Source organism: Paenibacillus alkalitolerans (genome assembly GCF_016482785.1).
GTDB lineage: Bacteria > Bacillota > Bacilli > Paenibacillales > YIM-B00363 > Paenibacillus_AE > Paenibacillus_AE alkalitolerans.
This window is the reverse complement of sequence record NZ_JAEMXM010000006.1, coordinates 95244-109552: the sequence shown is the minus strand read 5'-3', so window position 1 is coordinate 109552 and position 14309 is coordinate 95244. Positions and strand designations below refer to the sequence as shown.

Sequence of the window (14309 nt, the reverse complement as noted above, 5' to 3'; positions counted from 1 at the left end):
TCTTAGAGTTCAGAGTCACTTTCTGCCGTAAAAAACGGCGAAATCCAAATATTTATACATACAATCAACATCTTTAAACCCAGCTTGCTCCATCCAGTTGATTTGCTCTCCTAATTTGGCGTTGATATCGAACTTCCTTCTCTCAATAGATGCATTTATCGCTTCCTTAGGAAGATCGCTGTCGTTAATGTACTCTAACCAACGTTTTCTATTATAATGATCGGTTTGAGGAGTGCTGCCCGCTACTTGGTCCGCATTTACAAAAATACCGCCTTCGCGCAGCAACCGGTATACATTTGCAAACAATTGTTTTTTCGCCGGATGGGTGAGATGATGGATGGATAAAGACGAAATGACGATGTCAAATGGATGGGAATATGTGTAGTCCGAATAGTCGCCGACGATGTATTGGATATTGTTTAAATCACGAAATCTGTGACGTGCTCCCTCCAACATTTTTTCGCTAATATCAATCAGTGTCATATGTGCGTTTGGGTACTTTTGCAATACCATGCCGGAAAACAGTCCTGTACCGGCCCCCAAATCAAGAATTTGCGGGCAAGGGCTGTCGCTTTCCACCAACGATAAGGCCATTCCGTAAAATTGTTCAAAGCAAGGGATAAGTTGTTTCCTCTGCCGGTCATAATCACTTGCGACGGCATCGAACAGCTTCTTAACGGACACGTCCATAACATTTCTCCTTTTTTAAGCTATTGTATAGGTGGAGAGTTAATTATTGAAATATATAATACATATTGTCTTGATAGTTAATTCCTATAAAACATATGCAATTGACATGACCGAAAATCGCGTTGCATTACGTCTATTTTATGAATGACTTCGACGAGGTGAAATATGGCTGCAGACGAAAAGGAACTCATTCTTAGAGCCGCGAGAGGTGATATGGATGCATTCAGATATTTAATCGGTAAATACTCGAACGCCGTCTACGCGATTGCACTTAGTAGGCTAGGTCAACGAAGCGATGCTGAAGATGTTGCACAAGAGGTATTCATCAAAGCATGGTACAATCTTATCAAGTTAGAGGAGCCGGGCAAATTTGGCGGTTGGCTCATGACGATCGCTCGAAACACCACTGAGGACTGGTGGAGGAAGTATCGGCGGCAAACGGCACGGCACCTTGAAGATGGATACGGACTCAATCTTTCGAATGAAACACAAACAACAGAGGAAGAAGTGCTGCAGAGGGAACGCGATCGGCAAGTACGTGAGGCTCTTGCACAGTATGAAAAATACCGGATTGTCGCAATCATGTACTTCGTCAGCGGCTTTAGCGTGAAGGAAATAGCAAAGCTCCTGAACGTCACCGTTAGTGCGGCGGAAAGCAGGCTCAGAAGGGCCAAAAATAAATTGCAAAAGGAGTTGTTCGAATTGGCGGAGCAGACGATGAGCAGACAGAAGTTGGGCGAAGAGTTTGAGCAAATAGTAGTTAAAAGAATCGTCGGTATTTCATGCATCAACTTTCCGGTTAGGAATGTAGATGTTTCTGCTCAGTGGTATGTAAAGCATTTAGGGTGCAAATTGGTTCGTGAACCGATCCGCTCCGCAAACGGCGCCAATGCCATAATTCAATTAGGTGACGGAGGTCCGAATGTGTTTTTGCATGAAGAGGCGGAGAGAACTCCATTGCATTTTACGCGAAATGGAGTACCTGCATCGCTGTTTGAGTTAAAGACCGATGATATTGAAGCTTTTTATGCGCAACTGGTTGAAGAAGGAGTGCAAGTGAGCGAGCGGTACGATAATTATCCGTGTTCCAAATACTTTGACGTCGTTGACCCGGACGGAAATACAATTACTATAGCTGAATGGTATAAAAACTGAAGATGTTTGTAATCGAGGAATGGCCATCCGCAAGGATGGCCCGTCCCGCCATGACAGCATTTTCCAAACCCCTTGCGAGCACTATACCCATTGTTCAGGTAACGTGCCACATCGGGCTACGCCTATAAATTGACTTCTCTTTGCAGGTCATATCCGAATGTTCTCCAAATTAAGCTGGCTCCAGCTCTCCCTCCTAGTACTAACTCTCTTGCGCTCACTATCCCCCTGGTTCAGCTATCGCTCTGGTTATCGCTTTCTTTTACATGCTAGGAGTAATTTAACATTAGATGAGTTGCGGGGATAATGTACGCAAGAGAGTCTGAACAGCGCATAAAAGGTGTGCAACCGAAAGATTTCGGTTGTGCTGGAACCGATGATGGCCGCAGGGGCGTTTCATGGCGAATTGGGATCAACCTGGGAAATGAGAAATGCCGATCATATTACCTTCAACATCAGTGAATTGAAACCCGGAATGATCGGATCTTTCAACGAGCTCCGACACGGTTACACCCTTCTCTTTCAAAGATAAATAGGCATTATGGATATCATCGGTGTCCAAATGGAAGCTCGGCTTCCGCAGCGGAGAGGCATTCGTATCTTTCAACAGATGCATCACATGGCGTCCGTTCAGGTGAAGCTCGACAAAGTCGTTATAGTCATGAGGTCCCATTGTAAAACCAAGATGTTTGCAATACCAATCCGCTGCTTTTTCCAGGTCTCGCACATATAATTGAATACTAAATTTTCCATTAATAACAGTCGGCATTATCGCTGCTCCTTCAAGTATTATAGTAGATCGAGTTTTCTTTTTCGTAACATACTCCAATAGGATGACCGTACGGATCGAGAAAATGGAAAGTTCGAATTACCCCTTCGTCAATAATAGGAGTGACTTCGACTTCTTTTCGTTGCAGTAATTGATAGGAGTAGTCCAAATCCCGAACCAGCAAGTTGAAACAGGTGATGAGATTCGGTCTACCGTTGAAATACAATGGCTTCATGTCCGGCTGCTCAATTAGAGTAAGCAGTGTTTCTCCATCGGGCGGGCGAAGATCGGCGCCGGACTCCCAATCGTGAAGCAATTCGAATTCCAAAATGTCCGCATACCAAGAAATCGATCTCCGCAAATCGGTCACGGGCAATAAGTTACGGTCAATCCGAGTGAGCAACCGGTCACTGCATGGATTTGAACTGGATTCCCCGCTTTTGTTCCAAACACTGAACCTATGTCCATCCGTGTCAAAAAAATCAAAAGTTTGCGTGGTCCCAATGTTAATTAGCTCAGTCACCGGCAGTCCTTTTCGTATCATTTCATTCCTTGTTCTTTCCGGATTGGAACAGAGGAATTCAATGAAATGGAGGGGGCGGAATGTATCGCTCTCAATTAACGTCAACATTGTTTTGCCGCTATTATACATAAGGTCGGCGCCTTGTATCCAGTGTTTGATCAGCTTCATTCCTAATTGACCGGTATACCACTCGACAGAGGCGTTAATATCACTAACAGGGAGGAAATTACTATGTATTCGGGTGAAAAGCTGTCTGGTTGGCGGTTTCATCAAATTCGCTCTTTCTTGAAGTGCAATCACTTGCCGATTTGTACGGTACGACCCGGGAGTAACACCGAATTGTTTTTTGAATGCGCGTATGAACGCTTCTTCCGAAGAAAAGCCATACTTCAGTGCGATATCCAATATTTTTGCGTTGTGTGAAGTTAGGATATCGTAACTTGCTTTTGTAAGTTTGCGCTTTCGTATATATTCCATTGCATTCACTCCACATTTGCCAAGAAAATGCGGTGGAAGTGATACATGGAAAGATGAGCCTTGCTTGCAAGATCCGTTAAACGGATCTCTTCGAACAGATTGTGCTCAATATAATAGATTGATTGATGAATGAGCTCGGTATGTTTCATCTCAACCCCCTGGCACTAATTATAAAGAAAAAAACGTGACTTCACCTGATCGATTTTGCGTTTTTTTGACGTGCCATGTGCAGGATTAAGGCGTTATAAGATTTTATCCGAATCGGGAAACAAGATAACGGAAATATCAATTTCAGACAAAAAACCATTCAATCTCCGTCATTGCCGATATAGAAGGAAATCGGTACGATATAAATGTGAACCCAAATCGGCCGAGAAGGGTATTCTCCAATGCAAAAAGGAGGGGATGCAAATTGGCGGAGAGCAATAGAAGAAGAGATTACAGTCTTACGGGACCGGAAGGCAAGCTGGCGCAGGAGAAAGGGCTGGTCGCCGCAGAATGGTATACGTGCCCGATTCCCAGGCAGCGCTTGAAGCAATTGATGAAGCGCAAAGACGGTCCCGCGATACGGGATACATTCATCTGGTTCGGATCCCTTATTGCGGCAGGCATTCTCGCGTATTACAGTTGGGGAACATGGTGGGCGATTCCGGCTTTTGCGCTGTACGGCATTTTATATGCAACACCTGCCGATTCGCGCTGGCATGAGTGCGGTCATGGGACCGCTTTCAAGACACAGTGGATGAATGAGGTCATTTATCAAATTTCATCTTTCATGGTGTTGAGATCGGCGACCCCATGGCGGTGGAGCCATACCCGTCACCATACGGATACGATTATCGTCGGACGGGACCCCGAGATTGTAGCCGAGCGCCCTCCGATTTGGCGTATTATCCTCATGGAGCTGTTTCATCTGTACGGGGGACCGCGCGAAATCGTACGTTTCGCCCTTCATTGCGCCGGAAAGCTGGATGCCGAGGAGAAGGAATATATTCCGGAGTCCGAGCATGCCAAGACATTTCGCGAAGCGCGAATTTATTTATTGATCTTCGTTTCGGTCATCGCCGCTTGCGTTTATACGGGAAGCATTTTGCCGGCAATGTTTATCATTCTTCCTGCTTTCTACGGCTTCATTGTGGTTTTGCTTTTCGGCATGACGCAGCATTTGGGGCTGAAAGAGGACGTTCTGGATCACCGTTTGAATTCGCGCACGATTTACATGAATCCGGTTCTTAGATTTCTGTATTGGAATATGAACTACCACGTAGAACATCATATGTTCCCAATGGTGCCGTATCACGCGCTGCCGCAGCTGCACGAAGAGGTGAAGTCCGATTGCCCCGCGGCGAATCCGAGTCTTTGGTCGGCTCTGAAGGAAGTGTACGGCGCTCTGCGGAAGCAGAAGGACGACCCGTCCTATGCGATTGTTCGCCCGCTGCCAAGCACCGCGAGGCCGTACCGGGTTGGCCCGGCCGCCCCGGAACGCAGCGTTGACGGCATAAATGTAACCGCTTAACTTTTTTTGTGGTATTATTTTTGCAATTAGATTAATCGATTACCCAAATAACTTGGTACAAAACTCTTACTGTGGGGGGTGAGAACCATGGCATTGGAAGGTTGGATTGAAACGTGCGCAGCCGGCGAAATTGACGAAGAAGACGTAATCCGCTTCGATTACGGCGGTCGAACATTTGCAATTTATCGCACCGAGAAGAATGAGTATTATGCAACGGACGGTTTTTGCACCCATGAGAAGGTTCATTTGGCCGACGGACTGGTGATGGGCAATCTGATCGAATGCCCGAAGCATAACGGCCGGTTCGACATTACGACAGGGGAAGCCAAGCGGGCGCCGGTGTGCGTGAGCCTGAAGACATATCCCGTTAAAATCGAAGCGGGCAAAGTATATATCAACGTCGGATAAAGTCCTTGCTTTGAACGATGACTATCCTGCGAGACCGGAGGTGGCAGCATGCAGGGAAGCAAACGCGGAATTGACAAAAGCCATCTTCTGGCTATGGTGGATGATGCAACGGCCGGTTCGACGGTATATCCTCCCGGCGGGCGATGGGGTCCGCGCATTCAGCAGAATTTGCAATTGGTCCTTGTTCATACCGGTCATGTGCATATTCATGTGGACGACGAGGTGCATTTCGTTCCGGCAGGCCACGTGGCGCTGCTGCACCCCGGACATCGCGAGGACTTTTACTTTTCCGAGAAATCCGAAACTTGGCATCACTGGGTTCATATCCAATTGAACGATAACGTTCCCGAACAACGGGCGATGCTGGAGCGGCTGCCGAGGTTTATACCTTTGTCGGACACGATGAACCGGCTCACGGATTCGCTGCAATCGTTAACGCACAGCTCCATCCAAAATATACAGGAGGACGTGAGATGCACGCTTGGGGTCGCGGCTATCATGCTGTACCAATCGGAAAGTCGGCACGGCTATCTGGAGAAGGGGAAGCATCCGTCCATCGTCAGGACCAAGGACGAAATTCATAAAAACTACGATCAACCTTTGCATTTAGATCGGTTAGCCGCTTTATCCAACGTTTCGCCAGAGTATCTGATACGTTTGTTTCGGCAGGCAGAGGGCGTTACCCCTATGCGCTATTTGTGGAAAGTCAGGATGGATCACGCCCAAGAGCTGTTGAGAAGTACGGGGCTTTCGCTGGGAGAAATCGCGGAACGGACCGGGTTTAAAAGCGTCTATCATCTATCCAGATTAATTAAAAATTTCTCGGGGAGAACGCCGACGGAGATTCGCAGAAACAGTTAGGACGTCGGCGGGCACTTGCCTGGTGAGGGGGATATGCAGCATGGAAATAAAAATTTTCAAAGCTGCTTGGGGGATGGAGGGAGATTGGGATACGAAACTGAAACGGATTGCGGAGGCCGGGTATGACGGAGTGGAGACGCCGATGCCGGCCAAGGAAGAAGAACATCGCTTCAGAGAGCTGCTGGATCAATACGGTCTGGAGCTTATATTGCATATATACACCGGCAAAGAGGACAATGAGAAGCCTTACCCGGATTCCGCCGAGGCTCATATCGCTTCGCTTGAAACTCAACTGGAAAGAGCGGCGTCCTTCCGTCCGTTGATGATCAACTCGCACAGCGCCAAAGACTCTATGCCATATGAGGAGCAATTGAACTTCTTCAGTCATGCCGTCCGTCTTGAGAGGCAGGCGGGAATCCCCCTTGCGCACGAAACGCATCGGGGCAGGGCCACCTGCACTCCATGGGCAACGGCCCGGTTGCTTCGCGATTTGCCGGAGCTGCATATCACAGCCGATTTCAGCCATTGGTGCAATGTGTGCGAATCGATGCTGCACGATCAAGAGGACAATTTGTCGCTTGCTATGCGGCACTCCATTCATATTCATGCGCGGGTAGGGTATGAGCAAGGACCGCAGGTGCCCGATTTTCGCGCTCCGGAATACGAGTATGCGCTGCTGAGACATGAACAGTGGTGGGATGAGATTTGCGGCATCCACCAAGCTGCCGGCCGTCCCTTCGTGACATGCACGCCGGAATTCGGTCCGCCCGGTTATATGCATACCCATCCGTTCACAAGACAACCTGTAGTAGATCTGTGGGAAATCTGTCTCGCGATGGCCCGGCGGTTCCGGGACCGCTACCGGAAACAATTTTCATAACCGCGGTCGGCAAATGAAATTATTTGATTATTTAAAAAAGTTGTTGATTTATAGAACCGATTCTTGTATTATCGGTTTAGGTGAAGCGCTTAATCAAAAATGCTGCTGAAATCGTCCTGTTTTCTTATGGGAGTCATTAATGCCATATGGAAAACCCAGTGTATTAAGGGTTACGCAGCAGTGAATCTGAAGTCATGCGGGTATATCGATTTCCCTACACCGATAATCCTCAAGGCAGGCGTACTTTCAAATCGCTTCGCAGTGAAGCGACTTCACTTCCAACATAATTGCAAGCGGTTACATATCGAGGATGCCGGATGACTTCCAACGGAGGTGAGAAAGGCGGCGAGCGTCAAATTGTCCCTGCAAAGCAGAAGGTTAATTTGTCGGCATCATATTTTGCATAAATCTAAATTTTCTTGAGGGGGAAGCAATTCCATGAAAAAGCCAAAAGTTTCGGTACTGTTATTGAGTTTGTTATGTCTTGCACTCATCTTCACAGGCTGCGCAAGCACAGCGACGACTTCCGGCGGCACTTCTGCAAGCGGTTCCAATTCCGGTGACGGCGGCAAGAAGCTTGTGGTCGGCGCGGCGCTTCCGGATTTTAGCGACAAGTGGTTGAGCTATCTGCAGGAAGGCATGAAGAAATATGAAGCGACGCAGTCGGACGTTCAGGTTAACTATGTGGATGCGCAAAACGACGCAAGCAAGCAATTGTCGCAAATCGAAACCTTTATTTCGCAAAAGGTGAACGCGATCGTTATCGTTCCAGTGGACACGGTGTCCGCGGTGGATATCGTGGATAAAGCCAACCAGGCGAACATTCCGATCGTCGTCGTGAACCGTTATTTTGACGGAGTGGAGAAAGCGACCGCATACGCGGGCTCGGAATCGATCACAGCAGGCGTCATGCAGATGGAGGAAGTGGCGAAGCTGTTGGGCGGGAAAGGAAGCATCGCCATTATGCGCGGGCAATCGGGCCACGAAGCGGAAATCAAGAGAACCGAAGGAAACAAGCAAATCATTGAAAAACATCCGGATATGAAAATTGTCCTCGAAGGCACGGCATCCTGGGATCGCGCGAAGGGTATGGCGTTAATGGAGAACTGGTTGAACTCAGGCAAGAAGATCGACGCGGTTGTGTCCAACAACGACGAAATGGCGATCGGAGCCATTATGGCGGCAGAGGCGGCAGGCAAGGAGAAGGACATTGTCTTTGCAGGCGTTGACGCGACTCCCGACGCGTTGGAATACGTCAAGTCCGGCAAGCTTCAGGTTACCGTATTCCAGAATGCCGACGGTCAAGGACGCGCCGGCTTGGAAACTGCGATCAAAGCGGCCAGAGGGGAAACTGTGGAGAAAAACGTGTTCGTTCCTTATGAGCTGGTGACAAAGGACAACGTAGAGGAATACATCAAGAAGTGGCAATAAGAAAAACTCTTTCGAAGCCCATTTCAAGGAGATGGTAGAGTGAGCGAACCAGTTGTACTAACGGAAAAGAAGCCGAAGGCCAAGGGCGGCCGGTTCAAGCCTACGGCCTTATTGAGCCGATTCGGAATGCTGTTTATCCTCATCGGTTTAATGATCCTCATGTCCTTGTTGTCTCCGACCTTCTTAACGTCAGATAACTTGCTCAACATTGTCAGGCAGATGTCCGTGGTCGGGATTGTGGCGATCGGCGTAACTTTCATCATCATCACGACGGGAATCGATTTGTCTTCCGGTTCTGTGATCGCGCTTACGTCGGTTGTCGTTGCGACGTTGGCCCATCCGGGCGAGTATCCGCTGCTCATAACGATATTGGCCGGACTGGGCGTAGGGATGCTGACCGGCGTCATTAACGGAACGATCATAGCGAAAGGCAAAATCGCTCCGTTCATCGTAACGCTCGGCATGATGACGGCCGCAAGAGGCGCCGCGCTGATGTATACCGGAGGCAGACCGATCGGCAACTTGTCCGACCCGTTCAAGTTTATCGGTCAAGGAAGCATAGCCGGAATTCCGGTTCCGATCTTGATATTCTTTTTTGTAGCGTTTATCTCTTATCTGCTCTTGAATAAGACGAAATTCGGAACATATATTTATGCGATCGGCGGTAACGAGCAAGCCGCCATTATTGCCGGTATCAACGTCGAAAAGTACAAAATCATGCTTTACGGGTTTGCGGGGCTGCTGACGTCTGTCGCAGGCATCATACTGACTTCCCGCATCGCGTCCGGGCAGCCGACGGCCGGCACGATGTACGAGCTGGATGCGATCGCCGCCGCCGTAATCGGCGGAACGAGCTTGGCAGGCGGCGTCGGGACGATCGGCGGAACGGTCATCGGAGCGTTGATTATCGGCGTGATGAATAATGGGTTGGATTTGTTGGGTGTGTCGTCTTATTTGCAGCAAATATTGAAGGGCGCGATTATTGTAGTCGCCGTATTTATCGATTCGAGAAAGAACAAGAGGAAATAAAGTTCTTAACGATCGGAGGTGAGCATTGATGAGCTCGGAGTACATTTTGGAATTGACGGATATAACGAAGGAGTTTCCCGGCGTCAAAGCGTTGGACAATATCCGGCTGAAGGTCCGCAAAGGGACCGTACATGCGCTGATGGGCGAGAACGGAGCCGGCAAATCGACCTTGATGAAAATTATTTTCGGTATTTACACCCCCGACAAGGGAACGGTCAAATTCAAGGGCGAGGAGCTGAAGCTGTCCGGGTCAAGGGACGCGCTGAGCCGCGGGATCTCGATGATCCATCAGGAATTGACTCCCGTTCCTTACATGACAGTTGCTGAAAACATTTTTCTGGGACGGGAAATGACCTTGGGCTACGGTTGGGTAAACAAGAAAAAGATGATCGACGAGACAAGGAAGCTGTTCGATTCGTTGCAAATCGACATCGATCCTACCGCCAAAATGTTCGAACTAAGCATAGCGAATATGCAGATGGTCGAAATCGCCGCCGCCATTTCCCACAACGCCGATCTGATTATCATGGATGAGCCGACCTCGGCCATTACGGATAAGGAGGTCGAGCAGCTGTTCCGCATTATCGCGTCTTTGAAGGAAAAGGGAGTAACGATCATCTACATTTCCCACAAGATGGATGAAATATTCCGTATTTGCGACGATATTACCGTATTCCGGGACGGCCGGTTTATCGCTACCAGGCCGGCAGCGGAACTGAACCAAGAGAGTTTGATTCAGATGATGGTCGGGCGGGAAATCAAGCAAGTATTTCACAAGGATGAAGTCGAAATCGGCGAAGTGCTGCTGTCCGTGAAACAATTGACCCGCAACGGAAAGTTCCGCGATATCAGCTTCGAGGTGCGAAGTGGGGAAATACTCGGGATCGCGGGGTTGATGGGGGCCGGACGGACGGAAGTCATCGAGAGCATATTCGGCATTTACCCGCCCGATTCGGGCGAGATATACGTTAAGGGCAAGAAAGTGAATATCAAGACGACGCGGGACGCCATTAAGCAAAAGATCGGACTGCTGACGGAGGACCGCAAGATTACGGGCGCCTTTCTGCCGTTATCCGTGAGAGACAACATGATCATGTCGAGCATCGACAATTACTTGAACAAGTTCGGTTTCTTGAAGAGCAAGCTGGTCAACGATATGTGCAGCGCTTTCGTCGAACGGCTGAGCATCAAGACGCCGAATCTGAGCCAGAAGATCGTCAACCTTAGCGGCGGCAATCAGCAGAAGGTGCTGCTGGCGAAATGGCTGCTCAACAATCCGGATATTCTGATCTTGGACGAACCGACACGCGGCATCGATGTAGGGGCGAAATCGGAAATTCACAAGCTGATGTCCAGATTGGCCCAAACCGGCAAAGCAATCATTATGATTTCCTCCGAGCTGCCGGAAATATTGGGAATGAGCGACCGGATCGTCGTTATGCACGAAGGCGCGAAGAAGGGCGAGCTGATCCGCGCCGAGGCAAGCCAGGAGAAAATTATGGAATTGGCTTTCAGTTAATGTTCCGATAGGAGGTGTGCGCGGAGACAATGAGAGAAACGATACGCTGCGCGGTCATGGGGTTGGGCAGGCTAGGCTATTGGCATGCGGACAATTTGGCATCCAAAGTGAAGGGCGCCAAGCTCGTATGCGTCGCGGACACGGTTGCGGTGCAAGCGGAGAGAACGGCACGGGAGTTGGGTTTGGACCGATGGACGAAAGATCCCGAGAGCTTGTTTACGGATCCCGACATCGATGCCCTCGTCATAGCAACACCTACGGGTACTCATGCCGAAATGGCTATTAAAGCGGCGGAGCACGGCAAACACATTTTCGTGGAAAAGCCGTTAACCCGCCATCTGGAAGAAGCGGATGCAGTGATTGAAGCAATCCGCGAGCACGGAGTGCTTTGCCAGGTCGGCTTCATGAGGCGGTTCGACCCGGCATATGCCGAAGCGAAACGGCGCATTGCGGCTGGAGATATCGGAAAGCCGGTTTATTTTAAAGCCGTTTCCCGCGATCCTGTCTCCCCTCCCGCACAGTTCATCAAGAACAGCGGCGGCATGTTTCTAGACATGGCGATACACGACTACGACGCCGCGCGCTTTCTGATGGGCGCTGAGGCGTGCAGCGTCGCGGCTCACGGCAGCGTATTGGTCAACGAGTTTATGGAACGGCTCGGAGACGTGGACCAGTCATTGACGTATTTGACGTTCGACTCCGGCGCGGCGGGAGATATCGAGAGCAGCCGCATCGCTTTGTACGGTTACGATATTCGTGCGGAGGTCATCGGCACCGAAGGTACGATCGTCGTCGGCTCGCTTCGACATCACGACGTGAAAATATTGACTCCTAAAGGCGGTCTGCATGATATCGTGCCCGCATTTCCGGAACGATTTAGGGACGCTTTCCAGTTGGAGATGCAGCATTATATCGATTGTCTGAGATCGGGAGAAAGGCCGGCGGTTACGGAGGAAGACGGCAAAGCCGCGCTCGAAATCGCAGCCGCGGCGCAATTGGCGTTCGAAACCGGAAGCAAGGTCGAGCTGAGTGAATTGAGGCGGCGAGACACAAAGTAGTAAAGGGATGGTATTTTCCTGCCGATCAAGTACAATGGAAGAAAAAATGACGGGAAAAGTGACCATGAAAACCACAATATACGATATCGCCAGGATCGCCGGGGTTTCAACGGCGACCGTATCGAAGGTTATTAACAATAACGGCAGAATCAGCGATAAAACAAGGAAGAAAGTACAGAAAATAATCGATGAGCTCCAGTACCATCCCAACGTCCTGGCATCGGCGATGAAGGGAAAGTTTACTTATCAGATCGCGCTGTTGATTCCCGACATCGATAATCCGGTTTATGCGCAATATTTGAAGCACATCGAGGAATGCGGCCAGGACGCAGGCTTTAGCATCGTCATGTGCAGCACGGATAACGATGCCGGGAAGGAAGCCAGGCATATCGCGTTAATGCGGCAAAAGCGCGCCGACGGGTTTATCATCGCTTCCAAATTCCAAAACGAACCGCTGCTGCAAGCGCTTATCGACGAGAAAGTGCCGGTCGTGCTGTTCGCTTTCGAGAAGCCGCAATTGTCGGTCGACTGTGTTACGGTGGACGATTTCATGGGCGGGTTTGCGGCCGCGGAACACCTTATTTCTCTGGGCCACAGACGGATCGGGGTCATCGCCGAGCACTCTTACAGCGGAGCGGAGCGGGTTAGAGGCTATTTCGCGGCTTTGCAGTCCGCCGGTATTGGCGAAGAAGACGGTCTTGTCATATATGCCGGTTCCGGATTGGATGAGGGGGAGAAAGCCTGCGGGAGGCTGTTGGATTTGGACAACAGACCAAGCGCCATATTCGGCTGCAACGATGTAATGGCCGCCGGTGCGCTGCGGGCTGCCAGAAATCGCGGCATCGCCGTTCCGGGCGAGCTTTCCGTCATCGGTTTCGATGATACGCCTTGGTGCCGGATCGTGCATCCCGAGCTTTCTTCGATTGCCATGCCGGTCCACGAATTGGGTAAGAAGGCGATGGAAGTCATCGTAAACCATATTGAACAGAAGGATACGTCAAGACAATCCATACGAATGTTTCCGAAGCTTGTAGTTCGCGGTTCTACCGGCCCGTACGGGTGATGATGGGTCTTATTGCACATGTTGGGTAATCGATTAACCTTTTTTCATTGGAGGCGTTTTATGAAAATTGCATTCAACCAAGCCACGACGATGAAAAATTCCACGCTTAAGACGGATCTGGAATACTGCGAGAAGCATGGATACGACCTCATAGAGATACGCCTGGATAAGCTCAAAGACTATTTAAAGGAACATGCGGCGGAACATCTGAAACAATTTTTTGACAGAGGCCGGATCAAACCTTTCGCGTTTAACGCTCTCGAATTCATCAGCTTTCGGGATGAGGCCGGTTACAGGCAAATCGTCGACGATCTGAAGTTCCTGTGCGAAATCGGGGACGTTATCGATTGCAAGAAAATTATTGTAGTTCCTACCTTCGATGTCGGCGATTATACGAGAATGCAAATTCAAGACGAGACGGTCCGGGTGCTTCATGATTTGTCTGACCGCGCGCAGCCGTACGGCGTAAGCTTGGCTTTCGAATTCGTCGGTTATCCGAACTGCTCGGTCAATACGTTCGGACAAGCGTACGACATCGTGAAGGCGGCGGATCGCGACAATATCGGCGTCGTGCTTGACTGCTTCCATTTCCACGCGATGAACTCGAGGCTTGACGATTTGCGGCAGGCGGATCCGGCCAAAATTTTCGTGTTCCACATAGACGATTGCGAGGACTTGCCGGCGGGCGCGCTGCGTGATCGTCACCGCGTGTGGCCGGGGCACGGCTGTGTGAATTTGGATGCAATATTGGGCACGCTTCGGGAGATCGGCTACAGTGATATGGTTTCCGTTGAGTTGTTCAGGCCGGAATACTGGGATTGGGATATCGAAAGAACGATTCGGACCGGAAAGGAAACGACGGAAAGCATCGTGCGCAAATATTTCCCGTAAACAACGCTGCAGTGATGAGTTTGCGGCAGTTATTGGTCTAAC

At 49.7% G+C, this 14309-nt stretch carries 15 protein-coding genes; 11 read left to right on the top strand and 4 right to left on the bottom strand.

The window, feature by feature from the left end:
- Positions 1–15: 15 nt before the first annotated feature.
- On the bottom strand, positions 16–690 hold the full coding sequence (locus JET16_RS12000; protein ID WP_199616203.1) for a class I SAM-dependent methyltransferase: 675 nt from the start codon (positions 688–690) through the stop codon (positions 16–18).
- Positions 691–855: 165 nt separating this feature from the next.
- Between JET16_RS12000 and JET16_RS11995 the strand changes: the two genes are divergently transcribed.
- The gene (locus JET16_RS11995; RefSeq protein WP_199616201.1) at positions 856–1845 is read left to right on the top strand and encodes a sigma-70 family RNA polymerase sigma factor; all 990 of its coding nucleotides are present in this window, start codon (positions 856–858) and stop codon (positions 1843–1845) included.
- 409 nt (positions 1846–2254) lie between these two features.
- Here JET16_RS11995 and JET16_RS11990 read toward each other — a convergent pair whose 3' ends face one another.
- Genes JET16_RS11990 through JET16_RS11980 form a run of 3 tightly spaced genes read right to left on the bottom strand, consistent with a single transcriptional unit; the run spans position 2255 to position 3760 of the window.
- Positions 2255–2611 carry a VOC family protein gene (locus JET16_RS11990; RefSeq protein ID WP_199616199.1) on the bottom strand — a complete coding sequence of 119 codons (357 nt, stop codon included), beginning with the start codon at positions 2609–2611 and terminating at the stop codon, positions 2255–2257.
- Positions 2612–2624: 13 nt separating this feature from the next.
- Complete coding sequence (locus JET16_RS11985; RefSeq protein WP_199616197.1) at positions 2625–3611, bottom strand: VOC family protein; 987 nt, start codon at positions 3609–3611, stop codon at positions 2625–2627.
- Positions 3612–3616: 5 nt separating this feature from the next.
- Complete coding sequence (locus JET16_RS11980) at positions 3617–3760, bottom strand: helix-turn-helix transcriptional regulator (RefSeq protein ID WP_199616195.1); 144 nt, start codon at positions 3758–3760, stop codon at positions 3617–3619.
- 263 nt (positions 3761–4023) lie between these two features.
- Between JET16_RS11980 and JET16_RS11975 the strand changes: the two genes are divergently transcribed.
- The 10 genes from JET16_RS11975 to JET16_RS11930 all read left to right on the top strand — a co-directional run bounded on the left by JET16_RS11975 (position 4024) and on the right by JET16_RS11930 (position 14267).
- Entirely contained in the window at positions 4024–5127 is a 1104-nt protein-coding gene (locus JET16_RS11975) for a fatty acid desaturase family protein (RefSeq protein WP_199616193.1), read from the top strand.
- An 87-nt stretch (positions 5128–5214) separates the two neighbouring features.
- Positions 5215–5535, top strand: a complete 321-nt coding sequence (locus tag JET16_RS11970) for a MocE family 2Fe-2S type ferredoxin (RefSeq protein WP_199616191.1) — start codon at positions 5215–5217, stop codon at positions 5533–5535.
- Positions 5536–5583: 48 nt separating this feature from the next.
- The gene (locus JET16_RS11965; protein WP_199616189.1) at positions 5584–6396 is read left to right on the top strand and encodes an AraC family transcriptional regulator; all 813 of its coding nucleotides are present in this window, start codon (positions 5584–5586) and stop codon (positions 6394–6396) included.
- A 40-nt stretch (positions 6397–6436) separates the two neighbouring features.
- A complete protein-coding gene (locus tag JET16_RS11960) occupies positions 6437–7276 on the top strand; it encodes a sugar phosphate isomerase/epimerase family protein (RefSeq protein WP_199616187.1) in 840 nt (279 codons plus the stop codon).
- A gap of 438 nt (positions 7277–7714) precedes the next feature.
- Positions 7715–8707 (top strand): sugar ABC transporter substrate-binding protein, encoded by a 993-nt coding sequence (locus tag JET16_RS11955; RefSeq protein ID WP_199616185.1) that lies wholly within the window; start codon positions 7715–7717, stop codon positions 8705–8707.
- Between the two features lie 39 nt (positions 8708–8746).
- Positions 8747–9736, top strand: coding sequence for an ABC transporter permease subunit (locus JET16_RS11950; RefSeq protein WP_325176678.1), 990 nt, complete (start codon positions 8747–8749; stop codon positions 9734–9736).
- 28 nt (positions 9737–9764) lie between these two features.
- A complete protein-coding gene (locus tag JET16_RS11945; RefSeq protein ID WP_199616183.1) occupies positions 9765–11255 on the top strand; it encodes a sugar ABC transporter ATP-binding protein in 1491 nt (496 codons plus the stop codon).
- Positions 11256–11284: 29 nt separating this feature from the next.
- Positions 11285–12313 carry an inositol 2-dehydrogenase gene (iolG, locus tag JET16_RS11940; RefSeq protein ID WP_199616181.1) on the top strand — a complete coding sequence of 343 codons (1029 nt, stop codon included), beginning with the start codon at positions 11285–11287 and terminating at the stop codon, positions 12311–12313.
- Between the two features lie 64 nt (positions 12314–12377).
- Entirely contained in the window at positions 12378–13376 is a 999-nt protein-coding gene (locus JET16_RS11935) for a LacI family DNA-binding transcriptional regulator (protein WP_199616179.1), read from the top strand.
- A 60-nt stretch (positions 13377–13436) separates the two neighbouring features.
- Positions 13437–14267: a sugar phosphate isomerase/epimerase family protein gene (locus JET16_RS11930; protein ID WP_199616176.1), complete on the top strand. Its 831-nt coding sequence runs from the start codon at positions 13437–13439 to the stop codon at positions 14265–14267.
- Positions 14268–14309 lie beyond the last annotated feature (42 nt).